This window comes from Candidatus Zixiibacteriota bacterium, assembly GCA_019038695.1.
Classification (GTDB): Bacteria; Zixibacteria; MSB-5A5; order GN15; family FEB-12; genus B120-G9.
This window is the reverse complement of the sequence record JAHOYZ010000031.1, coordinates 23886-48816: the sequence shown is the minus strand read 5'-3', so window position 1 is coordinate 48816 and position 24931 is coordinate 23886. Positions and strand designations below refer to the sequence as shown.

15 protein-coding genes are annotated in these 24931 nt (G+C 49.9%); 6 read left to right on the top strand and 9 right to left on the bottom strand.

Annotated elements, in window-relative coordinates:
• Nucleotides 1–56: 56 nt before the first annotated feature.
• Nucleotides 57–1544 carry a T9SS type A sorting domain-containing protein gene (locus KOO62_10700; GenBank protein ID MBU8934462.1) on the top strand — a complete coding sequence of 496 codons (1488 nt, stop codon included), beginning with the start codon at nucleotides 57–59 and terminating at the stop codon, nucleotides 1542–1544.
• Nucleotides 1541–3718: a T9SS type A sorting domain-containing protein gene (locus tag KOO62_10695; protein MBU8934461.1), complete on the top strand. Its 2178-nt coding sequence runs from the start codon at nucleotides 1541–1543 to the stop codon at nucleotides 3716–3718. The genes KOO62_10700 and KOO62_10695 overlap by 4 nt, the downstream gene beginning before the upstream one ends.
• A 61-nt stretch (nucleotides 3719–3779) precedes the next feature.
• Here the strand turns inward: KOO62_10695 and KOO62_10690 are convergent, their stop codons facing one another.
• The 5 genes from KOO62_10690 to KOO62_10670 form a co-directional block, all read right to left on the bottom strand.
• A complete protein-coding gene (locus KOO62_10690; GenBank protein MBU8934460.1) occupies nucleotides 3780–4094 on the bottom strand; it encodes a hypothetical protein in 315 nt (104 codons plus the stop codon).
• A 61-nt stretch (nucleotides 4095–4155) separates the two neighbouring features.
• Nucleotides 4156–5763: a DUF4384 domain-containing protein gene (locus KOO62_10685; GenBank protein ID MBU8934459.1), complete on the bottom strand. Its 1608-nt coding sequence runs from the start codon at nucleotides 5761–5763 to the stop codon at nucleotides 4156–4158.
• Between the two features lie 20 nt (nucleotides 5764–5783).
• Entirely contained in the window at nucleotides 5784–6638 is an 855-nt protein-coding gene (locus KOO62_10680; protein ID MBU8934458.1) for a hypothetical protein, read from the bottom strand.
• A gap of 193 nt (nucleotides 6639–6831) precedes the next feature.
• Nucleotides 6832–8205 (bottom strand): sigma-54 dependent transcriptional regulator, encoded by a 1374-nt coding sequence (locus tag KOO62_10675; GenBank protein ID MBU8934457.1) that lies wholly within the window; start codon nucleotides 8203–8205, stop codon nucleotides 6832–6834.
• A gap of 72 nt (nucleotides 8206–8277) precedes the next feature.
• On the bottom strand, nucleotides 8278–8961 hold the full coding sequence (locus KOO62_10670) for an outer membrane beta-barrel protein (protein MBU8934456.1): 684 nt from the start codon (nucleotides 8959–8961) through the stop codon (nucleotides 8278–8280).
• A gap of 386 nt (nucleotides 8962–9347) precedes the next feature.
• On the opposite strand from KOO62_10670, the gene KOO62_10665 reads away from it, so the two are divergent.
• The 3 genes from KOO62_10665 (at nucleotide 9348) to KOO62_10655 (ending at nucleotide 17116) form a co-directional block, all read left to right on the top strand.
• Entirely contained in the window at nucleotides 9348–11681 is a 2334-nt protein-coding gene (locus tag KOO62_10665; protein MBU8934455.1) for a S8 family serine peptidase, read from the top strand.
• Nucleotides 11682–11921: 240 nt separating this feature from the next.
• A complete protein-coding gene (locus tag KOO62_10660; protein ID MBU8934454.1) occupies nucleotides 11922–14489 on the top strand; it encodes a hypothetical protein in 2568 nt (855 codons plus the stop codon).
• Nucleotides 14490–14629: 140 nt separating this feature from the next.
• Complete coding sequence (locus tag KOO62_10655; GenBank protein ID MBU8934453.1) at nucleotides 14630–17116, top strand: hypothetical protein; 2487 nt, start codon at nucleotides 14630–14632, stop codon at nucleotides 17114–17116.
• A gap of 3 nt (nucleotides 17117–17119) precedes the next feature.
• Here KOO62_10655 and KOO62_10650 read toward each other — a convergent pair whose 3' ends face one another.
• The 3 genes from KOO62_10650 to KOO62_10640 form a co-directional block, all read right to left on the bottom strand.
• Nucleotides 17120–18343 (bottom strand): MFS transporter, encoded by a 1224-nt coding sequence (locus tag KOO62_10650; protein MBU8934452.1) that lies wholly within the window; start codon nucleotides 18341–18343, stop codon nucleotides 17120–17122.
• Nucleotides 18344–18506: 163 nt separating this feature from the next.
• A complete protein-coding gene (locus tag KOO62_10645) occupies nucleotides 18507–21638 on the bottom strand; it encodes a protein kinase (GenBank protein ID MBU8934451.1) in 3132 nt (1043 codons plus the stop codon).
• Nucleotides 21632–23284: a SpoIIE family protein phosphatase gene (locus KOO62_10640; GenBank protein MBU8934450.1), complete on the bottom strand. Its 1653-nt coding sequence runs from the start codon at nucleotides 23282–23284 to the stop codon at nucleotides 21632–21634. The genes KOO62_10645 and KOO62_10640 overlap by 7 nt, the downstream gene beginning before the upstream one ends.
• A 330-nt stretch (nucleotides 23285–23614) precedes the next feature.
• Between KOO62_10640 and KOO62_10635 the strand changes: the two genes are divergently transcribed.
• On the top strand, nucleotides 23615–24355 hold the full coding sequence (locus tag KOO62_10635) for a protein-L-isoaspartate(D-aspartate) O-methyltransferase (GenBank protein ID MBU8934449.1): 741 nt from the start codon (nucleotides 23615–23617) through the stop codon (nucleotides 24353–24355).
• A gap of 62 nt (nucleotides 24356–24417) precedes the next feature.
• Here KOO62_10635 and KOO62_10630 read toward each other — a convergent pair whose 3' ends face one another.
• Complete coding sequence (locus KOO62_10630) at nucleotides 24418–24918, bottom strand: chemotaxis protein CheW (GenBank protein ID MBU8934448.1); 501 nt, start codon at nucleotides 24916–24918, stop codon at nucleotides 24418–24420.
• Nucleotides 24919–24931: the final 13 nt, after the last annotated feature.

The following is a 24931-nucleotide window of genomic DNA, read 5'->3' as shown; positions in this document are numbered from 1 at the left end:
CAATACCCGGCAATCTGCTATATTGAAGCAAGTGTACATTATGTAGGGGACTTGACATGCCAAAAGAAAGATACCTCGCTGAAGTCGATAACTCAAAGAAAGACAGAACACCTATTTTGACCTATTTGGTGGGATGTCTCATTCTCTTCGCCCTCTTGACTGTATCTGAAACTCAGGCTTCTCACCGGCGAGCGCCGGAATTCGTCGATGTTCCCGGGGAGTTCGTGCCATGCGTAGACGGCGCTTACCGCACCACAGTGAGCGCTCGCAGTCGAGTTTTGGTGCCGGACGTCCGAATCGGTCCGATCAGATACCAACTCCGCTCGGGGCCCGGCACACTCAACTCGGCAACCGGAGAGTGGGAATATGTGCGACCGTCTTATTTCACAGATTGCGACACCCAGACAGTCGTGATCGCCGCTTCTCAAGACGGAATGATAACCACTAGTAATGACGCTTGTCGATTCAAGGTCATTCTTTGCGAGGATTCGCCATGCCACAAAATAGGCGACCTTAATTTGAATGAGTTGGCCTTTGAAATTGCTGATGCCGTACTGTACACGGATTACTTCGTCTATGGACCTGATGTATTGTGGGATTACGAAGCTCAGTCCCTGGTAAGCGATATCAACGGCGACGGAGATGTGCTTTCTGTGGCAGACCTTGTGTGCAATATTCGATACATTAACGGCGACTGGTTTTATCGGGGGACGAAACAGGCGACGGTACGAGTGAGAATTGGAAGTTATATTGACTTGGGCGATTGGTTGGGGGCTGCACATATAATCATTGAAGGAAACGCGACCCCGGAACTGATGGACTATGAAGTTGAAATGCGTTACGCCTACGATGCTGAGGAGGATATAACTCGTGTGCTGGTTTACAGTTTTCAGTGGAACCAGGGAATCCAAGGTCCGTTTCTTAGACCCAACGGTAATGTCCTGAACCTCGAACTCGCCACCTGGAGGGGCCAGCCGGTCCGAATTGAGGAATGGCATGCACAGAACTACATATACCAGCCCTACCCAAATCCATTTAGTACTTCTACGACCATAACAGTGTACCTGATGACCGAAAATGATGTAACCCTGGAGATATTCAACATACTGGGGGAATTGGTCTACGATACGACCGGGCACTATGAAGCTGGCTCCACCAAGTTCACTTGGGACGGAACCAATAACTCAGGGGAGCCTGTATCCCCCGGTGTGTATTTCTATCGCGTCACAATTGATGGTGAGTCAACCGTCGGGTCGATGATCATGCTCCGATCAGAAGCACCAGCCCAGAACTACCCTAACCCGTTCAACGGCAGCACGACTATTCCTTTCTATGTCCCGCAATCGACAACTGTCGAATTGGTGATTTACAACATGCTCGGACAACAGGTCCATCATCAAGCCTCGCATTTCTACGAAGGCGACCAAGTGTTAACGTGGGATGGAACAAGCGATGCAGGCCAACCAGTCGCCAGTGGGATATACTTCTATCGAATCACAATAGGTGATGAGACTCATACCAGAAAGATGATGCTAATCGAATGAACAAAAACACGCTCGTCTGCCTATTGATACTACTTGTTGCGGTCGTCATTCCGCTCTCCACCATCCAGGGCCAGCACTACCGCTCGCCTGAATGGACCGAACGACCCGACGACATGTCCGGTTCGCACTGCGAGACATTCACCGCTACGGTCAAAGCGAAAAGCCGTGTGCTCGTGCCTGATGTCCGGCTTGGCCCGATCAAGTATCGTGTGTTGTCAGGTCCTGGCGTTGTCGATTCTCGCACCGGTGTCTGGGAATGGAGTCCTTCTATAGAAGAATCAGGCATGACCTACACGGTCGTAATCGCGGCTGTCGAAGGCCGGAACATTACAACTGGTAGTAAAGCTTGTCGTTTTGATGTGACCGTTACGAACTCTGTTCCCACTCTCTCTCCCAATATTGGCGAGTGCGGCTCATGGTATGACTTCAACGGGCTTGGCAACCACACCATATGGATTTTTTCGCACGACATAGATCCGTGCGACCCTACCACGAATTTTATTGCTGCAGTAGAACCCGAACCATCGGGTTGGCTTCACTACGCAGAGGCCGGTATCCTACACCTTGAAGCAACGGCACCGGATACCGGAAAGGTCTTTAGAATCGTCTGCGGAGCCACTGACGGTAAGGACACGAGCTATTGTGAGGTTTTCTTCAACGTTCGCGCAGAATCCGTCATTCCCGAACCCTACGTTCTCCGCATCGAAAAGACTCACAACAGCCTGCAAGGTATGCATGAGTACATCGACGTCACGCTTGAGGCAGGCGATTTCGGCATACTCGGCTTCGATCTTCTGATTGTCTTCAATGCCTCAGCCATGGCCTTCCAAACAATTACCGAAGGTGAGATTTACGAAGCATGCGATTGGGAGTATTTCACTTATCGCTACAATTACCTCCCCGGTGAGGAACCTGGAGGTGCTCGAGGGCGGCTGCGAGTGTTCGGTATGGCCGAAACTAATAATGGCCCGTATCATCCCACTTGTTACAACCTTGAGACCAAGCCGTTCACGCTGTTTACCATGGACTTCCTTGTCACCGACGATCGCACATATGAGTGTTATTATGCTCCCATCAGGTTCTATTGGGAGGATTGCGGCGATAATGTCATGACCTTTCATCGGACCGATGATCAGAACCCGTATTCGATATCGACAGGGGTTTCTCGCTTTGTATTCGATTACGATTACGGTAGCGAGTTGACTGATCCAGAGGCAGCCCTCCCAACCTACTTTGGAGCGCCAAACATCTGCCTCGAAGGTGCTGTGCAAACCCCGATTCGCTATGTCGACTTCATCAATGGCGGCATTGACATAATCGGCTGCGACTCAGTTGAGGCTAACCGGGGCGACATCAATATCAATGGGATTGCCAACGAGATCGCCGACGCCGTGCTGTATGCCAACTACTTCGTCTACGGTTTGAGTGTCTTCGATAACCAACAAGCACAGATTTCACAATCCGACGTGAACAAAGACGGCATAACTCTTACAATCCAGGATTTTGTGTATCAAATCCGCATTATTGTCGGCGACGCTCTCCCCTATCCACCAGACCCGCCAATAACTCCGGTGAGTATGATGGTTGAAGAAACAAATATCGGAATCCAGACCGATTGGCCTCTCGGTGCGGCATACCTCGTATTCAATGGTGTAATATCTCCGACGCTACTCGCCGATCAGATGGGTATGAAATACGCCTACCGACTTGATGACAGCGCCACTCATGTGTTGGTATACGACATTGGATCTGAGTACATCTCCAGCGGCTTGCTCCTGTCCTATCCCCCAGGAAGTGAGTTGCTTGATGCGTCTTTCGCGACCTACGAAGGCTATCCCGTCGATCTGACGATTCTAGACAATTTGCCCACCAAATCGGATACGGAACCGGGGCTGCCCGACCGTTTCACGGTGTATCAGAACTACCCCAACCCGTTCAACACCGGTACGGCGATTCCCTTCTATGTCTCTCAGTTTGAGACTGTAGAACTGGTGATTATTAATGTACTCGGCGAACAAGTGTACCGCCATGTGGCGTTCTTCTCTGAGGGTGAGCACCAGATAATGTGGGAAGGGACCGATGATGACGGTCTCCCGGTCGCCAGTGGAATATACTATTATCGACTGCGCTCCGACGTTGAATCCGTCACGCGAAAGATGCTGCTTCTGAAGTAGATCAGGAGACCCTTCCAGTCCTGACATTGTATCAGGATGCAAACAACCGTGACCTACAAGGCTATTTCTTCTTCGAGTCGCTCTTCTTGGTCTTGGTGGTCTTCTTCGCTTTGGCGGCTTTCTTCTTGCCTTTGGTGCTCTTGAGGTTCTCGCGGCGATCGTCGATACCGTTCTTGTTCTTATCAATAAACGTATCGTATTTCTTTTTCGCACCCTTGGTGCCTTTGACGCTTTTAACAATCGGTTTCTTTACCGGTGCCTTTTTTACAACCGTGACCTTTTTCTTGTTGGTCTTCTTCTTGACCGCCCACGAATTGCCGCCAACAGACACCGCCGCAAAACAGACCACCAGAATGTATGTCAGAATTCGTTTCATCTTCTCACCTCATGTCTGTCAATTGTCCCACAGATCGACATGACCAGTCCAAAAGCTGATATCACTTCCGGCCTCCTTTTCCCTTAGACTTCGATCCGGATGACTTACTCTTGGTTCCTGTTGATTTCGTACTCGTGCCTGATGATTTGCTGCCCGAGTTTTTCACACTCGATCCGGAACTGCTTGAACCGCCGGATGATTTCGATTTTTTAACCGAACCGGACTTCCCTTTTGAACTCTTGCTCTTGGAAGGCGAGCCGGAAGACTTTTTCTGATAGTAACCTGAGGATGATTCCTTGCTACGGGTTACCGTCTTTCTCTGAGCCGCCTTGGCCTTCGATGATGACCCCGATGACTGGCTGCTCCTCGACACAGACGAACCTCGAGACTTCCCGCTGCTGGAGCTACCCGCAGATTTCGAAGAATAGTCTTTGGTCCGAGTACCGCTCTTGCTTCTCCAATCATTTGACGATTCACCAATTGCAGACCGGCGCGTCGATTTGTCGCGCTTTGCTTTGGAGCTTGCACTTCCAATCAATCCGGTTGTTCCCCATCCACGCTCACTCTTCGTCATTGAGCCACTACCCCGAATATTTCTTTTCGATCCTACCGTCACCATCTTGGTAACGTTATTACCTGACTTATCTGCCAGGACAACGTTCTTCCGGCTTACCTTTTTGGAATTTAGGATAGCCGTTTTCCGGGCGACATACTTGGGGTAGCCATTCTTGGCCGGGTTACGATACGCAACTTGTCTGACTTGCTTGAACTTGGACTGCACATGCGGTCTCGGTCGTACCACGTTGTAATCAAGTACGACCGTATTGTAACGAGAAACATGAATGTCTGATTCCCAGCAATAACCCCATTCATCATAGATAGTGAACGTATGCCAGCCAACATAGACGCGCGGCAGATACAACGGTGTGCATCCCCAGTAGATGCCATTCACATAGACCGAGGCTCCAAACGGATAATCCAGGTATACATTGCCGCACATGGTCCAGTGGTGGTACACTGGTTGGTACACCGGTCGGAAGTAGTGTTCTTCCCATTCATCGACGTAAATCGAGGCCCGGTCGTAGGCAAACCGTTGTCCTTCGTAGCGCACAAAGTGGCGATCGTTGACGTAGTCAAGAAATTCGTGACGATCCTCCCAATCACACACCACCCCCGACTGAGGATACCAATCCGGGATCGGAATCTGTTCGCGAGAGGCGATGATCTGGATCGTCTCTACTCCTTCCGGACCAGTGACGACGAGATCGTAGTCATCCCATCCAGCCGGCAGATGATAAGTTACACCGCCGTTGACAAAGTTGCTCTCGGTCGGATCGGTCGGGAACAGCATATTCAGACGTCCCCGGGTATCGATGGTGTAGATAACGATAAAAGCATCACGGTTAACCCGAAAATGGATCGTGATGTTGTCACCTTCGTAGTACTCACCATCGTCATGATTGGTCCAGACCTCGGCATCCAGGTAGCGATCTACTCGTCCACGATCACCAACCTGAGGATCATCGTAGCGAGGAGTGTAGTCCTCCTGCTGATACCGATAGTCGTCGTCATCGTATTGACGGGCGATATTCTGGGCCGATGCCACAGGTGCCATCAAGATGACAGCCAGGACAGCCACTATTAACGTAGGTATGATTCGTCGTAACATGATCTCACCTCATCTTTCCATTACTGGAGCGACACGTCGCTCTTGTCATTATTCGAAATGTCGGTATTGCCATTGGGTGCTGTCAGCTCGGGATTGCCCGGCACTTCCTGATGCGCCCATTGGAAAGTAACACCAGCACCACCATCTATTGCTTTCACTAAGACTTTTGCATATGTGGTGTCATCCGTGCAAATCACATAAGTGTGGTTGCGTATGACCTCGACATAACCCAGTTCGGACCATCCGATAGTCGGAGCCCAACCAATGTCATCCCAATGACCAGTGTAACCCATATCCTGAATCACAGTCTCTCGGGGATCTCCGATTTGTCCGGCATTGAAGTACATGATACCTTCATACGAATCGACGTAGATATCACAAAGCGAGCTAAGAGCAGAGATAACTGACTGGCTTTCGAAGTTGAATCCCGCATCTAACGTATCAGTGAAAATATCCTCCAGAAACTCAATTCCTTCGGGACGAGGCGTGTCAAAGACGTCCTCGGCCGATAAATCCGACACCTGACCCGCATGATCGACAGACCCCACTGCATAGAAATAGGTAATGCCGTTGGTTACTTCGTCATCGACATAGGTGTAGATATCAAGGTGAACTCCAGCATCAGCCACCGCCGCTACGCGACCGATCTCGGTGTATTGGGCATCAATGGCCTCACTATTGCGATACACAATGAACTCATCAATATCTCGATCGTAAGGTCCCATCCATTCAATCGTAACTTCACCGTCACCAGTTATGGACAGAACGCCTTGCGGTGGTTCTGGGGCCGGATCGTATACTTTTTCATCGTCTTCACACCCGGCTACCAGAAGCAGACCGATCAAAGCGATAAGCGGAAATAACTTGTTCAACATCTTGATTTCTCCATTCCAAATCCATTGGATTGCTGTTGTCTGAGTAAGATAGTAACAACATTCGTGCCAAATGATTCAAGCCATTACCAGCACGCATGTTAAGTTATGAGAGAAACTGTCTCTATAGAGAGCGACGCACAATATTTGTGCATCCCAAGTCGATCATGCACGGAAATGTGAAAGTCAGAAGGAACTAATCCGATTCGCGCGTAAGGTCATATTCTTTGATCTTGGATCGAAGAGTATTGCGATGGATGCCCAGTTTCTCAGCGCAAAGCCCGAGGTTCCAATCAAGTTGGTCGAGACAGAAGGCGATGTGCTCTTTCTCAATCTCAGCCAAGGGCATGACTTTGCGCGCCGATGTTGCGCCCTCCCCAGACTTCGCCAGACCTGTCAGATCATCGGCGGTAATACAATCCGAGCGACACATTACAACCGCCCGCTCAATCATATTCTCAAGCTCCCGGACATTACCCGGCCAGGAGTAATTGACCAGAATGTCGGCCGCCTCGGGATCGATACCGGAAATATTCCGCCCGGTTTTTTGGGCAAACCGATCTATGAAACTCTCGGCCAACAATAAGATGTCACCCTGCCGTTCGGCCAGAGAAGGAAGATTGATCGCGATAACATTTAGACGATAGTACAAATCTTCTCGGAAAGAACCGTCGGCGACCATTTTCTCCAGGCTGCGATTGGTGGCGGTGATGATACGAATGTCCAGCGAAATTTCTTTGACCGATCCCAGTCGCTGTATTTTCTTTTCTTCAATAACTCTCAGCAGTTTCACTTGCATAGACAGCGGCATATCACCGATCTCGTCCAGAAAAAGCGTACCACCGTCGGCCAGTTCGAAGCGTCCCTGTTTTGCCCTATCCGCTCCTGTGAAAGCCCCTTTCTCGTGGCCAAACAACTCTGACTCCAGCAGATGTTCCGGAAACGCCGCACAGTTGATAGCAACCAGACGATTATTAGCCCGTTGCGACAAAGCGTGTATGGCCCTGACGACCAGCTCTTTCCCGGTTCCTGATGGCCCTGTAACCAGAACTGTCGCCTCTCTGGGAGCGACCAACGTAATCAACTCCTTGACACGTAGTATGGCTTCTGATTCGCCTAATATTTCAGTCGTCGGGAAGACTTCGGCGAGGCGTTCCATCATTACGGCATTGTCCACTACCAGCTTATTCTGGTCGGCAGCTTTGCGTAATTTCAGTAGTAGCTCCTCCAGGTCGTTGACCGGTTTAGTCTGGTAGTCAAACGCCCCTGCCTTCATAGCCGCTACAGCCGTCTCGACAGTACCAAAAGCAGTGAGGACAATCACCTGGATAAACGGGTTGATTTCTCGCAGCCGTTGCAATAACGTGATCCCCCCCATTCCGGGCATTTTCATGTCCACCAACGCTACCGGAGCAAATACATGATGGTAACATTCCAGGGCTTGTTCTCCAGTCGAGGCCAAGGTGACATCGAGACCATTTTTGGACAGGAAACCCCCCAGGAGCTCTCGTTGCGATTTCTCGTCATCAACAAGTAGCAGCCTTGTCTTCGGTATAACACTCTTCTGCATAGTTTCCAATTGCCCTCAAGTCACAAAAAAACCCGCCGGTAGCCGACGGGTTTCTTTCAGTATCTGTTTATCTCAGTCTCCAGAACCAACCAGCAGCCGAACGCCGAAATTGATCTGTAGAACGGCAATATTCTCGCCAAACAAATAGGTGTCGTCGAGATATACACTTTCGGTACTCTCAGCGCTGGCCATTTTGTAATCAGCCTCAATGAAGACTCCACTATAGTCAGCTGTGTAATAAAATAATCCTAGAGCAGCAGCGTAGAAAAGAGTCGGATCATACGAAATTTCGCGGAACCGTCGTCCACCAGGATTCTCAACAAATGTGCTGAACTTGGCATTCTCCAGCCCGACACTGGCTTTGACGTACGGCACTAGATTCGTCTCTCCTTCAAAGTAATACTTACCATAAAGAGCAGGACTAAACAGGCGATGCCGATGATCAAGATCCACATCGGTGTCGATCCCAAAGGCAGTGTACGTGAAATTGAGCCCAACGATCAGCTTGGGATTGATGAAGTATCCAACATCGATACCAATATCCCACCCGTTGTTTGGGGCACGATCGACAATCTCAGGTTGATCTTCGAGGTCGAAGCCTGTTTGCCAGTCGGCAAGCCCACTCATCGGTATAGCCATTCCACCGGACAGCGTAATTTCCAGAATATCACCAGTCTCTTCATCTTCTTGCGCCAGGGCGACACAACTCAAAGTGAGTACCAGCAGAACTGTAACCAGAATCGAAATCCTATTCATTGAGCAATCCTCGAATATGTATGTCCGTTTCTCTTTCCAACATAGACGTTTGTAGCGGCATCAGATGTTTAGTACAATGTGCCGTCAAACTTGGCGTCAAATTAACAGCGAAGTAATTGCTTTGTCAATAGAATATATGAGCGACCGTTGTGATTGGGATTCCCTGCAAAATGCCGTGTCCACTGTACACATACCTTATCGCTGAGGACGGCTGGCGCACGGGGCTCTTCCTGACAAGAATACTTCCGTTGATCCAGCGGTTTTGTCTTGCAAATTACCGGGATTGGGGTATCTTTATTGATGACCTAACCGTCTGAGATACTGCTATGAAGAAATATTCTAAATTTATTTCATGAGGTGAAATGGTGTTTTCGAGTCGCTCTTGGGTGTTCCCAACAATTTTACTATTCATGGTCGTGTTTGCAGGATCGGCCCTGGCGAGTATGGCCCCCGAACTCAAGCGCAGGGTCGTCGACAAACCGTCCTACGACCAATTACCGCTTAACGAGAACCTCGACGAAATCGTCTTCAAACTGGCCGAAGGAATGGGCCAGCCGGAGTTTGATGGCACCCGGTTCCTTCGAACTGGTGATGAATGGGACCGTCTCAACACAGCCATTGCTTCATCGAATAAGGCGCTCAGTGTGCAGTCACATTTTCAGACCGACAAGACTACGCTGGACCAGATGCGGATGGTCGGCTCGGAGCGTCTGGGCACGTTGTTGCCGGATCTTTCTCTCTACCACCGTCTGGCACTTCCAGAATCAATGTCACCTGAGGATCGACTGGCCCGGGTGAACGAATTGAATGCTCTGGAAATAGTCGAAATCGCCTATTTCGCTCCCATCCCCGAACTGGCCAGCATCAATGAAACGAATGTTTCACCGGGCTGGGAATCGGAACAGTACTATTTGCAAGCCGCTCCAACTGGCATTGACGCCTATTATGCCTGGGGCTTCCCGGGAGGTAAAGGCGAAGGTGTCAAAGTGATTGACATTGAAGGCAACTGGATAGAAACTCATGAAGACCTTCACGGCGGTACCGATAATTTCCACATCGCCGGTTACCGCTACGACGACCCTAGCTGGTGGAATCATGGAACGGCTGTACTGGGCGAAATCGCTGCTGACTCCAATAGCTTCGGCATGACCGGTATTGCATTTAATGTTGACCTTGGAACAGTATCAATCGGGTCAATGACCACCGCGCAAGCCCTGGTAACGGCAACAAATAACTCCGACACAGGTGATATCATCCTCATTGAATTGCACGCGCCGGGACCTCACTATGATTTTGAACCACGCGATGATCAACTGGGCTATGTCTGTATGGAGTACTGGCAGGAGAACTTTGACGCTATCCTGACCGCCTCGGCCCTTGGTCGGATTGTTGTTGAAGCAGCCGGCAATGGAAACGAGGATTTCGATGATGTGGGATTGTACGGTAGTCTCTTTGACACCAATTATCGCAACTCGGGAGCCATTATCGTAGGCGCTTCTAATTCGTACCACTATCCTGCGTCTTTCACTAACCATGGTGAACGTGTTGATGTTCATGGCTTTGGGACGTGGGATGTCTACACGCTTGGTTACGGTGATCTCTATGGTTCCAATCCAAACAATCATTACACTTCGTCCTTTGCCGGAACCTCCAGCGCTTCTCCAATTATTGTTGGGGCGTGTGCCTGTCTACAGGGAGTGCATCTGGCCGCTCATGGCCGCATTCTAAACCATGCTGAGATGCGAACCATGCTCATATCTCATTCAACTCCACAAGCCCCGCACGGTAAGCTCATCGGCCCGTTACCCGACCTTCAAGGATCGGTCTATGAAATTGTCGGTGTTTCTTTCACGGCCGATACGACTATCGGCTGGGTTCCATATGATATCAACTTCACAGCCAGTTCGGGTCTGTCAGTTGATACATGGACATGGGATTTCGGTGACGGTGATTCTGCTCTAATACAATCACCAGCCCACACTTACACTGACCAGGGAATGTTCGACGTGAGGCTGGAGGTCAATGCCGGAGGTGATATTCGAGCTGCTGAGCGAGCAAACTATGTCGTGGCGCTGGCTGATACGATGCTCTCTTATGACGCCGAAGGCTCAGCCGGTGAGACTGTTGAAGTAGCCGTGTACGCCAGGAATACCATTCCGCTTCACACTATCGAGATTCCAATCGAATATGCCGGAGATCTTGACCTGGACCTCGACTCGTTCTCTACCGCTGGCTGTCGCACGGATCAGTTCGAGGATACAATGTTCATTCACGAGGATCCCTGGGCGAAACGCAAGACACTGAAACTGGCCTCTTCACAGAATGGGACAACGCCTAATATGGAGTCCGGAATCGGCCCCGTTGTAAAGCTGTATTTCTCAGTGTCTCCTTCGGCTCAATTCGGCCAGACTACCACGATACAGCTGGGTGGCTACGGCTCCTCCTACACCCCAGTATTCAACGGACCAATACTACTGTATGAACCTCGGATTGCGTCCGGGATAGTCTCAATCTGTCAACCTCGCGGCGACATGGATGGAACACCCGGGATAGTGGTCTCTGATCTGACATACTTCGTGGCATATCTCTTTGCTGGTGGGCTCGCACCGTCACCAATTGAGTCCGGTGATGTAAATTGCGATGGGGAGATTAATATCGCAGACCTCACTCTATTTGTTGAATATCTGTTCCTTGGGGGTGACCCACCTTGTGGCTGCTGAGAAAATTAGTAGTTGGTATTCATGTTGATTTTTCGAAGCGCCGCCTGATGGACGGCGCTTCTGCTTTGTGATCTAACACGATTCGCTCACGTACTGACGAGGGAAATCCCTTGCGGAATGACGGTTACTACAATAATATTAAAGAAATGCTATACGCTGTTGTACACTTACCGGCTGTGTCAATTATCGTCAATGTCTGGTACGTCAATCAACAGACTGGAGATGAGGAATTCACTCAATATGATGAGCCTTAGATCACTTGTTGTGATATTTGCCTTATGCTTAATACTGGGATCGTCGGTTTGGGGTCGGGCCGAGTTTAGCGAGGATCCCCGGAAAGACTCTGATCGCTCGTTTGTTACCGTTCAGTATGCATTGTGCAATGCAGCCCACAGGGTAGGCAACATCAGACTCGGGATTCAGAATAACGGAACCTTCGGAACAGGCTTTTCTGAGGGAGGAGGAGCTGATTTCTTCACTGGATGGCAGGTCCCCTCCTGCGAGTTCCCGAAGGGCTCGTCGATCGACCACCTTTTTGCGGGAGCTTTCTGGATCGGAGCAATTGTAGGGCGGGATACTTTGGTATCAGTGGGTGCTGACGGCTGGTCGTTTGTACGGGAGTTGAAGCCTGATATCGCGCCTTTTGGGTATATGATGCATCGATCCATTCTCGACCCAGACAAACCTCGATTTGAGGGGGCTGTGTCGGAGGAAGACTATATTTGCGTTTATACGGACACCTTTATCACAGGCATTGATGCTGATGCTTTTGGCCAGAGGCACATGCCGCTAAATGTTGAAATCAAGCAATCCTCATACGCCTGGTCGTATTCGTACGCCGAAGATTTTGTTCTATTCGATTACCGAATCAAGAACATTGGAACTCGATTGTTGGAGAATGTCTATATGGGGTTCTATGTCGATGCTGATGTCGGTTTCGATGACGGCACCCATTATATGGACGACATTGCTGGGTTCCTTCCCACTATGAATACTAAATTTCACGATTGCGAATTTCTTGATACGATTAATGTGGCCTGGACAGCCGATGCCGATGGTGATCTGAAAACCCCTCATCCATCACCTGATCTCACTGCGATGAGAATTATTCGCACCCCAGCTACAAAGCTGAATGTTTCTTTCAATTGGTGGATCAGTAATAGCAACTCGGTTCTTGACTTCGGACCCCGTGAGAAAGCTGGGGTTGGGCAGTGGATGGAGGATTTTCGGGACTTTGGAACAGGCGGACTGGGTACACCCGAAGGGGATCGTAATAAATATTATATTATGCGAAACGGTGAGTTTGACTATGACCAGGCCTGGGTTGCCAGTATTCAGACAACTGATCCGCTCTGGATGCTGCCGCTGCAGGAAGGTGTGGACGAATGGGCGGACGGACTTGACACTCGCTATCTTCTCTCGTTCGGGCCATTCGACATTGCCGTGGGCCAGAGTCTGCCATTGTCATTCGCGTACTTAGGCGGTGAGGGGTTGCACACCTGGGCAGACAATGTAGAGATCAATCTTCCGATGATGCCACACAGATTCTATGACAGTCTACACTTTGAAGACCTTGCTCTTAATTCTACTTGGGCTGAGAAAGTCTATGACAACCCCGGCATTGATACTGATGGGGATGGTTATCGCGGGGAATTCCGTACTTGTGAGATTAACAAGGCCGCTTCAAGCCCTTGGTCGGATAGAGATGCCGATTACCAGGTTGCTCAGGTCGAACAAGTAGCGCTCGACACTGACTGGTATAGGGGTGATGGCGTACCCGATTTCAGAGGAGCTGCTCCTCCCCCGGCCCCTGTCTTCTGGTTGAGTTCTGATAATGGTCGGCTGACTATCCGAATTAACGGCCTTCGCAGCGAAACTGCCCGCGACTTGTTTACTCGTGAGAGAGACTTCGAAGGTTACAATATCTACATCGCTCGCGATAATAGACGTGAGAGCTTCCAGGTGATTTCATCTTACGATCGTGAAGACTATAACATTTTCGAGTACAAGTCCAATACATGGGAACTGATCAAGTTACCAATGGAACTGGCCGACTTACGCGAGTACTTCAACGATCCCGATCTTGATCCTTTATCTTATAGTCGCGTTCATCCCTATATAGTAACGGACACAACTGAACACTTTTTCTATTTCGAACCACAGGGCTACAATGTATCTGAGATCGGACTCGAACACAGTATCTACAAATTGTATCCTGACCAGCCTCGTCCTTCTATATTGATCGCCGATTCGGCTCGCCCTGACGAGCTTACACCCGACGGTTACCTGAAATACTACGAGTACGGGTTCGTGATTGAAAACTTGCTACCGACAGTCGAATACCTTGTTAATGTAACCGCCTTTGATTACGGCTCCCCTGAGTTTGGTGTTGGTGTTCTGGAGACATCGCCCACAGTTGGTTACGATTCGGCGTATCCTATGGCGGATGCAAATGTTGTCGCCGAGAGTAACCTGGAAGTGCTTGTGTATCCGAACCCATATCGTGTAGACGCCTCGTATCGACCAAGCGGTTTCGAAGGCCGGATCCCTGATCGACCTGAACATCGTCAGATGGAAATCCATTTTGCCAACATCCCAGCCAAGTGTACTATCAGTATCTATTCACTTGATGGTGACCTGGTCCGAATAATTGACCACGATGTCGATCCGTCTATCCCTGAAGCCTCGCATGAGACCTGGGACCTGATCACACGCAATACCCAGTTGGCGACATCCGGTCTGTACTATTTCACGGTGGAGTCTGAGGGAAATAAGACACACATCGGAAAACTAGTCATAATAATGTGAGAATTCCGACCTTGAGCATATCATCTCGTCAATTCCACCGATTCACATTGCCAATCTTGTCGGTTCTGTTTTGCTTCATCATTCCATCCCAGTTATGTAGCCGCAGTTTCAATCCCAAGATGGACAAAAGTCAGAAGGATATGTCCACTCTGGTATCAGCATCTGCACCTTCAGTAGCATTTGCAGTTCACAATCGAGGCAACATCGAGTTAGCCATCGCCAACAACGGCACGTTCGGAACTGAGGGTAGAGGCGTTGCCGACCCTTTCACCGGATTTGAGATCCAGTCATGTGAGTATCCCAAGAACACTGACCTGGTGTACCTTTGGGTAGCCTCAATGTGGATCGGTGCTATTGTAGGTCGTGACACTCTGGTATCGATCGGCATGGACGACTACTACGAAACCAGAGAACTATGGCCTGATGTGGGCGGATTCGAACCCTTCACCTATTCCTCGATCGACATCAACAGCCCCTTCTATGATCCCGATGCTTATTCAGAGCAGGACATCACCTGCGAATATTCAGACACTTATGCTGACCCGGCCTTTGTGCAGTCCGACCCGGTTGACGGTCGATCGCATATCCCACTGGGAGTACGAATCTATCAACGTTCCATGTCCTGGAGTTTCTCCTACGCCGACGACTTCATATTATTTGACTACCGCGTCCAGAACATTGGCACCAAGAATTTAGAGGATGTCTACCTCGGCATCTATGTCGATGGCGATGTTTGGCATTTAATCAATCGTGGTGCTCCTGGATGGACCGACGACATTGTTGGATTCTATCCTACCCACCCCTCTCCCAAATGTGAAGGCTCCCTTGATACTATCAACGTTGCCTTTCATGCCGACAACGACGGCGACCCCGAGGACGGTATGTGGAATGCCAAATCAACCAGGAGTGCGGTTGGAGTGCGAGTAGTTCGCACACCTTCAAAGGAGTTGGAGTACTCCTTCAATTGGTGGATTACAGGCTATACGAATCCTCAATACGATTTCGGACCACGCCAAAGCGAGACCGATGAGGAACCATATCGCAACTTCGGTCTCATGTTCGGCACGCCTCAAGGAGATCGCAACAAGTACTACGTCATGCGGCGTGAGGAATTCGATTACGATCTTATGTACACAGCTGTGGATCATTCGCGTATTGGTTGGTTTCCCAAACCTGAGTATGCTGATGATTTTGCCGACGGCTACGACTGTCGTTATCTCCTTTCGTTTGGTCCCTTCAACATATCCCCCGGTCAGAGCTTGCCGGTTTCTTTTGCCTGGGTCGGCGGTGAAGATTTTCACCAGAGGCCGGATGATTTCGAAAGATTATGGTCACCAAGCCAGCCCCATATCTATTACAATGCGCTCAACTTCGACAAACTTGCCGCCAACTCGCTTTGGGCTTCGTGGGTCTATGATAACCCTGGCATCGACACCGACGGTGACGGCTATTTCGGCGAAAAGCGCATCTGCGCTCGGGATTCCGCCATTTACAACATCGACACAATTACGGTGGACCCCATTCAATTGGATACTTTGTGGGAGATTACAGCAGCCGATTTGCAGTGGACTAAAGGTGATGGCGTACCTGATTTCCGGGGAGCTGGACCTCCTCCAGCACCGCGCATGCGTGTCATTCCTGGCCAGAGCCAATTGACGATCAGGTGGAATGGATACTATTCAGAAACAACACCGGACTTTTTCCTGGGCGAAGTAGATTTTGAGGGCTATCGGGTCTACATTTCACGTGATGATCGCCCCGGCAGTTTCTCTGTACTGACCTCATATGATCGAGAGAACTATAATAGATATCGGTTGCGAGAGTCCACGTCGGGGCAGCTTGAATGGGTACTCGAGGATATCCCATTCACCATCGACTCCCTCAGAATCCTGTTCCAGGATCCGGAGTTTGATCCCCTGGCATACTCGCGTACCAATCCATATACACATAGCGGCAACTTCTATTACTTTGAGGCTCAGGATTTCAATCAATCTTACCTTGATCTGATCGGTACGATTCGTAAGGTGTATCCATATGCGTCTGAGCCGCACTCCAATCCTGAAATGTGGTCGGAATCCGAGCTTGTTGATGATTATGGTGAGCCGTTGCCAAAGTACTACGAATATGAATACGTTATTGGCAATCTCCTGCCCACTGTGCCGTACTACTGCGCTGTGACGTCGTTCGATTTCGGCTCGCCAGCCGTAGAATTGCCCGCGTTGGAATCAAAGCCGATCAATAACATGGTTGTTGAGTACCCTCAGTTGGGTGCGGGACACCTGTCCGCAGGGGATTCTGTTTACGTTTATCCCAACCCATACCGTATTGATGCCGATTATCGCCATATGGGATTCGAAGGTCGAGGGGTTCTCGACAAACCCGACTACCGTCTGCGGGAGATACATTTTGCCAATTTACCACACAAGTGCAAGATAAGTATATTCAGTTTGGACGGAGACCTGGTACGGGAAATTGATCATGAAGTTCCGCCGGGAGATCCCCAGTCGGCTCATGATTCATGGGACCTCGTCACTCGAAACACTCAGGCTGTCGTGTCCGGAATGTATTACTTCGTTGTGGAATCGGACAAGAAGTACCAAATCGGCAAGATTGTCATTATCGAGTAGTTGTCACGTTTCTCTGATATTGACATCATGGGGCAATCTTCGCTGGAATAGAGAATAGCCGATAAACGATACCAGTGCCAGTGATGAAATCAGCATCCAGGCTGTTATCGGTTGGTCTGAGAAAGCATCCAGCAAGGCACCCCCGTAAAGCGGTCCAAACGACCAGCCAGCCGCAAGTGCAAAACCATGAATGCCCATGTAACGACCCATTCTCCCGGCCGGGGCGAGACGAGAGGTCAGGGTCAAAGAAGGAGGTGACATAAACACCTCACCTATAGTGATCACGGTGACGGCCATCGCAAAGTAGCCAAATCCAACCAGAACGCCCATGCACCCGTATCCAATCGCATACAACAGCGAGCCTACCGCCAGTTGTGCCGTCAGCTTATATCGAGAAAGAATCCGCGTAACTGGAATTTGTAGGGCCACAACCAGAAGACCATTGAGAGAAAAAAGGTATCCCAGTTGTGTCTCAGTCATGCCTGCCACATCGACCGCGTAAACTGAAAACGGAACGATCAATTGTGCCACAACCAAGTAGAGTACTATTAACAGACTAAGGTGAATAGCCAGATTGGCGTCATCTTTGACCGCTACAATATCCTTGAGCTTGAATCGGTCGGATGCTTTTATGGAGTTCGGTGCTGTCAGCCAAAGTGCTACGATCAGACCGGAAATCGATGTCAGCCCAGCGGATATTAGAAAGAGCAGAGCATAGGAACTTGTGGCAAGGAAACCACCTATCGCTGGTCCGAGCGCCCAACCAAGATTTCCCGCTGCTCGCGTGATGGCATACCCATCCAATCGCTGTCTTTCGGGAAGAATATCTGCCACCATAGCGTTGGCGGCAGGCTGAAAAACTGCCCCAAAGATAGAATTAACCAGCAGAAACGTAGCCACCATCCAGAACCCCCAGTCCAGATAGATCGCGGCCGCCATTCCCAGAAATGCGATACCTCTGGCATACTGAGAATAAATCAGGACCGAACGCCTCTCAATACGATCTGAAATCTCCCCACCTACCAACTGAAACACCGAGCGAACGACGGCCATGAGGGCAAAGAAAAGACCAATGTCAGTCATTGACAGCCCGAACTCGTTGTGGAAATATATTGCAATAAACGGCAGAGAGGCGGCAAATCCGACAGCGCTGACGAGCCAGCCAATAGATAGAATCCACAGATTCCTGTCAAATTGACGAACGTATCCAAGACTGTTATTCAACATAGTCTGCCCAATAAACAGCCCATCTCGCAATCAAACAAGCGTTGCAAATAATAATACAGCGTTGGTAGGGCAGGAGCCCTGTGCTCCTGCCAGAGGAAGATAGGTGACAGAGGTCTAAACTGTCTTCAGTAGGTTAAGCTGCCTATCGATTTGACATTATGATCTAACTCGTCAGCCGGGCCAACCTCTCGCGGGCGTCTTTGATCTCTTTGGTCTCAATCTCAGGATTACTCCAGTATTTCAGCATCTCCTCGAAGTTCTTGATCGCCTCAGCGGTGTTACCCAGACCTTCGTTGGCGCGTCCCATCATGTAGAGAGTGAGCGGGTAGCTATATCCTGACGTACCCTGTCTTGGCCCAGTCAAGTAGTCCTGGATTAGTTCCTTTCCAGCCTGGAAGTCGCCGATGTGGATCATCAACACACCAATACCGCGCTTGGTTTCAACTTCGTTTTGTGATCCCTGAGAGACCATAAGATCCTGCATAGCGGCAATGGCTAACACCGTATCTGCGGCACATCCAGCCTCGAACAATTTTTCCACAGCATCAACAAGTGGCCACAGTCCAGCTGGCATTGATTCCTTGAACGTAGTCACTGCTGATTCCATAGTCTGCCGAACCTCACCACATCGACTCGGATCGACGGCAACCACCTGAAGACAATAATTGAGTCCACGGAACTGCCGCTCCCACAGACTTGACTGTTTGCTATAGTAGATAGTACTATCTGCCATGTCGAATCGAAGATAATGATCCGATATCCTCTGCAGTGCCCCGGCCACATATCCACTGTCTCCACTCTTATGTGCTTCTTCCAGAACTGACAAGAGATATTTTCTGGACTCAATAAACTTCCCCTCCCAATTAGCAAGATTGGCGAGTCCAGCATAGTATGCCGTCATTTGGTAAGGGTTGTCGATCACTGCCTCACCGAACTTCTCAAATGTTTCGGCTGCTTTGCTAAATTGCCGTTTTCTTATATAGAGGATTCCCAGACTTGTCAGGCTACTTGTCTTCTCAGGGAACAGTTCATAAGCCAATTCGTATTCCGCAATAGCTTCGTCTATGCGACCCATTTCACGATAGAGGGCACCCATATCTCGATATGGTTCGGGAGAATCCGGATGGTGCTGGCGCAAGCGCTTCAGGTACACCAGAGCCAAGTCTGGATTCCCGTAACGTCGGTATGACTGAGCATAGTTTGAGAGAGCCCATTGGTAGCCCGGATCGGTGGCGAGAACCGTATCCCACTGGGCAAAGGCTCCGACCGTATCCTGATTGAACTGACGTAGAGTGATGCCATACAGAGATCGCACTTCCTTGTCATCGGGATAGTTGTCCACATAGGCTGCCAACTTCACAAAGGCCGCATCATACTCCTGGACCAACCATATGTCGGAATACACGTCAAGCAGACTTTTCTCTCTGATGGGTAGTTTGCTCTTATATTCCTGGGCCAGAGCAAACTGTACCGCCCCTTCCTGCTGATGACCACTGAAGACATGCGAAACACCAAGACGCATATAGGCCATAGCAAAGGCGGGGTCGATCTGAATAGCCAGATTGTATTTTTCAATGGATTGCTCGAACAGATTCCGATGGAACAACTCTTGCCCTTCCAGATACAGCCTATATGCCTCCGGCGAGGATGTCACCATCGAAGCTACCGCCTTAGCCGGTATCGAGCTTCCTGAGATGTTAAGTGACGCCACAATTTTTATCGTCAGGCTATCGACCAACGCAAAAGGATCACTCCCAACTACTTTTTCTCCGAGAACGATCTGGCCGGAGGCAATGTCCTCCAGACGGGCATCTATGCGTATCTTATCCCCCATCTTGTAGAACGAACCCGATAGCACGTTTGTCGCGCCGAGTGTTCTGGCCGCCTCAAGCTTGGCCGCATGGTCGTAACGAGGGGACGATTTGCCGCGAGCCTGCGCTCTTATCTCCTTGAGCGCATCGGCAGCGCCGGGTACACCCTCCAGAGATTTGGCAACCGCTTGGGATATAGCATCTCCGAGTTGATCAAAACCTTCACCACCTTCAATTTCCCCGGTTCTATGCTGATGGTTGAGATAGTCAAGAATTCGTTCACGACTGATGACCGAGATAGTTGCGCTCTGAGCCAGATCAGTGGTGAGAATCTCGGGGAGACCCGTTTCCATCCAATCGAATTCGGGGTCACCAGTCTTGTTCTTGAAACTCAATACCGCCAGCGCATCACCCTCTATTGCTTCAACGGGGAAGGTATCAATGACGGGCTGACTCGCTTCATTGGTGTTGTCAATGATAGCCACGATCAAGGCAATAACAAATACAACACCTACTATAGACCACAATTTTGCCCGGCCCGATAACCGAGATACAAAGACCTGCTTCACAGCCTGGCCACTTACTGACGACAGCCCGGTAATCGAGTCACTGATACCGCTGTCCACCTGCCGCCGGAGATTTCTCAGATCAACAACCAGATCCGCCGCACTCTGGTACCGGTCAGAAGGATCCTTCTGCAGACATTTGTCGAGGATACGCTGTAGCTCGGGCGGAACATTAGGGAGGGGCACATGTTTCGCTTCGAGTATCTTAGCCAAAGTCGCCACCTGTGAAGGACCGGAAAACGGGAAATCGCCGCCCACCATGTGGTACACAAGCACTCCAAAAGAAAACAGGTCGGAACGGGCATCCACTTTTTCACCCCGGGCTTGCTCCGGAGACATGTACGAAATTGTACCAACGATCTTCCCGGCCTTGGTCAATTCCTGCGAGACCGTGTCGGTGGATTCATCCCCCATCTGGACCGGGTCGATTGGCTTGGCCAGCCCGAAATCGAGAATCTTGGGGTTGCCTTCGTCATCAACGAGAATGTTCGTAGATTTGATATCGCGATGAACAATGTTGAGCTTGTGGGCGGCGCTGAGTCCGGAGGCGATTTTCTCAGCGATGCGGATGGTTCGTCCCAGACTGAGTTGCCGCTCCTTAAGAAACTCAAAGAGAGGTACACCATGCACCCTTTCCATCACGATATACTGCACATCTTTGCCGGTCGTCGGATGGGGCGTTGTTCCCATATCGAAAATACCCATAGCATTGGCGTGCGAAATCTGAGCGGCTGTTTTTGCCTCACGCTCAAAACGCTGCAATCGTTCCGCATCATCGAAATAATCCGCCAATAGGATCTTAATCGCAACCTCGCGATGCAGCTTCTGATCCTCGGCCAGATAAACTTCCCCCATGCCGCCCGCCCCGAGCGGTCGCATTATTTTGAAGTGCGCGAATGTCTGACCAGCTTCTAACATGACTTGTTCCTTTGCACAATTGTCAACGTGATATCATCGCACCGAGGTGTATCCTTTATAAAGGACAAAACGTCCTCAATCAATCTATCCCCAATTTCTACGGCAGAAAGATGTCGACTTGCGTGTAAACTGTCCTCAAGGCACCCTTCCCCATACTGTTCGTCGCCGCATTCCGCTTCCGTGACCCCATCGGTGAAAACCACGATGAAGTCACTTTCGTCCATGGTTGTCTTCTGTTCGGTCCATTCAACAGAATCCATAATTCCTATTATAATCCCAGTGGCATCAAGCAATTCCATACTTCCATCAGAGCGAATCAACATAGGAGGATTGTGTCCGGCATTGACGTAGCGGACTTCGTTCTTCACCGGATTCAACAATCCGACGAATAGCGTAGCGAAATCCTCCGACGCACTATGTTTGCGCAACTGATTTGATACCAACTTGACTGCTCGACACAGATCAAATTCGGGCTGATCATAGAGAATGCGAAACGAAGCAAGAATATTGGACATCAACAAGGCGGCCCCCATTCCTTTGCCGCTCACATCCGCAACCATAAACAGCAGTTCACCATTTGGCAGAACAATGAGATCATAAAGGTCACCACCGACGGCCCGACACTGTTCCTGAAAAGCGTGCACGGTGTAACCGGCGATGTCCGGCACCGATTGCGGAACCAGGGTCTTCTGGATATTTGATGCACGCCTGAGCTCGGCGTCGAGCACCTCCCTTTCTTGGCGTTCTTCAAGCAACTGGTAATTCTGAAGTCGGGACCCGATGAGGTGGCCAAAGGTAGCCAGCAATCGCATAGACTCGTCGTCATAATGATGGATCGGATTGGACGTATCAGCGTACAAAATACCGTGAACTTTGTCCTCGTCGAGGAGTGGCACGGCCATAGCCGAGGTCATATCGGACATAATAATTGAGTGCTGCTCAGCAAAGCGCGGGTCATGTTTTGGATCACCAATGAGAATGACCTGTGGATTGGCGAGAATCTCATTGATGATCGTACGCGAGAGACGAAACTGTCCGAGGTCCTTGCCGCTCGTAAGATGAGCAGCTCCTGTGTAAACTTCATCACTATCAGGCTGCAGAAATAAAATAGCCAGACGTTCCGAGTCAATCACCTTGGAGACCAGTTGTAGGGATTTTTGTAACATGATTTCACGTGGTTCCGGCAACACAAGCATTCGAGCCATTTCTAAAAGTGTAGGCAGAACCTCCGGCTTCTCAGATATCTTAGATGGCAAAGGCTTGAGAGCTTCGGCAATGTCCAGGAAAACCGATTTCTCCGGTTCGTACTCGGCCAGTTTGGTGGTCGGTCCGACAGCGGTTGCGGTCGGTTCGCCCTTTCCAGACACACGGAACTCTACCTGACCGAAGAGTACTGTATCCCCAATTTTGAGTTTCACCGGCTCGACGACTCTGGCTCCATTTACGGCAGTTCCATTGTGACTGCCAAGGTCTTCAAGCTCGACACTATCGCCACTTGAACTCACAGTAATCCTGGCATGTTTTCTGGAAATGGTCCGATCAGATATGTAGTAATCAAACTCCGGAGTTCGTCCCACCAAATACTCTCCCGGTTCCAATTCCCAAGAATACAATTTGCGACCATCACTACCAATAAGTTTCAGCATATACAACTATTTCCCATACCAGCATTTCAATATTACCGTTCCAAGTTAATACTACACTTCCCGAGAGGATATTCTAACTAAAAAAATGGCTAGAGTAGATAGGGTGACCACAGCCGATGTTCGTATACAACACCTCCAGTTGTGGCGGTCCGGATATATCTTCTTTTTGTTCGATCTTGGCACCATTTGGTTTCAGTAGACAGGCCACTCGCATTTAGGTATTTCGATTGACCCGCTCCTGATAAATTGACATCTTGGAACATAAAATCGTCTCGAAGATATGTCTCGCCCTGCTATATGTCAATAGTGGGCGGATTATCAGTCGAATCAATGAGGGTTATCATGCGCGTTATTATCGGACTATTGGTTTTCTTTCTCTCGACAACCTCTGGCGACGACACAAACAAGGGGAACCCCAACGATCTCAACTGGGATGTTCCAGCCAGGAAGCTTATGGTATCGACCCAGATTGAGTCCAGAGACATTTCCGATTCCCTGCTGTTGGAGGTCATGCGTCGTGTGCCAAGGCATCTCTTTGTGCCGAAAGGTCATCAGACCCTGGCTTACAACGACCATCCGTTGCCGATCGGTGACGGTCAGACAATCTCACAGCCCTACATCGTTGCCCTTATGACCAACCTGCTTGAGCTGGACAGCCTTGATCGTGTTCTTGAAATAGGCACCGGCTCCGGTTACCAGGCTGCGATTCTCGCGGAACTGGTTGATACCGTCTACACTATCGAAATTGTAGAACCGTTGGCCACGCGCGCGGCGAAACTACTGGACAGTCTTGGCTACACCAATATCGTAGTCCGATGTGGTGACGGTTACCGGGGATGGCCCGAGAAAGAGCCGTTCGACGCCATTATTGTCACTTGTGCGCCGCCGGAGATTCCCTCTCCGCTGGTTGAGCAGTTGGCCGAGGGCGGTCGCATGATTCTCCCGGTTGGGGTGAATTGGCAGGAACTGGTGCTACTGGAAAAGGAAAATGGCCAGCTCAAGAAAACCAAGATTACCCCGGTGCGCTTTGTTCCGATGACCGGCAAGGGGGTTAACGAAGATCGGAAATGACATAATAAAAGGCCGGTCATCTGACCGGCCTCACTCACAAACCCAATTTACATCCGTGTAGCTCAGGCGTCCATACCAGCAAGTTCTGACATATCAATTACTTTTGAGAGATCAAGGAATATCAGAAGACGATTCTCCAACTTGGCGACTCCCTTGATATACTCAGAATTCACACCGGCGGCAATTTCCGGAGCTGGTTCGATTGTATCGGCCGGCAGACGGAGCACTTCAGCTACGGAATCAACGACCATACCCATAATGTTGCTGCTAATATCCACGACTACGATCCGTGTATCTTTATCGTATTCTTTGTCAGGAAGACCAAATCGCTTACGTAAATCAACAATCGGAATCACCTTACCACGCAAGTTAATAACTCCCTCAACATAGTGTGGAGCCTGTGGAACTTTCGTAATCTCGACCATTCTGTTGATTTCCTGTACCTTCAGGATATCGACACCAAACTCCTCGGAAGCAATCTTGAACGAAACCATCTGTAGCAGTTCTCCGGAATCCTTCGTTCCCAGTGACTGACCAGGTTCTGCAGAAATACTTGTTCCCATGGTAACTCCCTCT

Coding starts and splice junctions, on each gene's coding strand:
- KOO62_10675 (MBU8934457.1), bottom strand. CDS start 8,205: ATGCAGAAGAGTGTTATACCGAAGACAAGGCTGCTACTTGTTGATGAC.
- KOO62_10695 (MBU8934461.1), top strand. CDS start 1,541: ATGAACAAAAACACGCTCGTCTGCCTATTGATACTACTTGTTGCGGTC.
- KOO62_10670 (MBU8934456.1), bottom strand. CDS start 8,961: ATGAATAGGATTTCGATTCTGGTTACAGTTCTGCTGGTACTCACTTTG.
- KOO62_10660 (MBU8934454.1), top strand. CDS start 11,922: ATGATGAGCCTTAGATCACTTGTTGTGATATTTGCCTTATGCTTAATA.
- KOO62_10650 (MBU8934452.1), bottom strand. CDS start 18,343: ATGTTGAATAACAGTCTTGGATACGTTCGTCAATTTGACAGGAATCTG.
- KOO62_10630 (MBU8934448.1), bottom strand. CDS start 24,918: ATGGGAACAAGTATTTCTGCAGAACCTGGTCAGTCACTGGGAACGAAG.
- KOO62_10645 (MBU8934451.1), bottom strand. CDS start 21,638: ATGTTAGAAGCTGGTCAGACATTCGCGCACTTCAAAATAATGCGACCG.
- KOO62_10640 (MBU8934450.1), bottom strand. CDS start 23,284: ATGCTGAAACTTATTGGTAGTGATGGTCGCAAATTGTATTCTTGGGAA.
- KOO62_10655 (MBU8934453.1), top strand. CDS start 14,630: ATGTCCACTCTGGTATCAGCATCTGCACCTTCAGTAGCATTTGCAGTT.
- KOO62_10680 (MBU8934458.1), bottom strand. CDS start 6,638: ATGTTGAACAAGTTATTTCCGCTTATCGCTTTGATCGGTCTGCTTCTG.
- KOO62_10690 (MBU8934460.1), bottom strand. CDS start 4,094: ATGAAACGAATTCTGACATACATTCTGGTGGTCTGTTTTGCGGCGGTG.
- KOO62_10685 (MBU8934459.1), bottom strand. CDS start 5,763: ATGTTACGACGAATCATACCTACGTTAATAGTGGCTGTCCTGGCTGTC.
- KOO62_10700 (MBU8934462.1), top strand. CDS start 57: ATGCCAAAAGAAAGATACCTCGCTGAAGTCGATAACTCAAAGAAAGAC.
- KOO62_10635 (MBU8934449.1), top strand. CDS start 23,615: ATGAGGGTTATCATGCGCGTTATTATCGGACTATTGGTTTTCTTTCTC.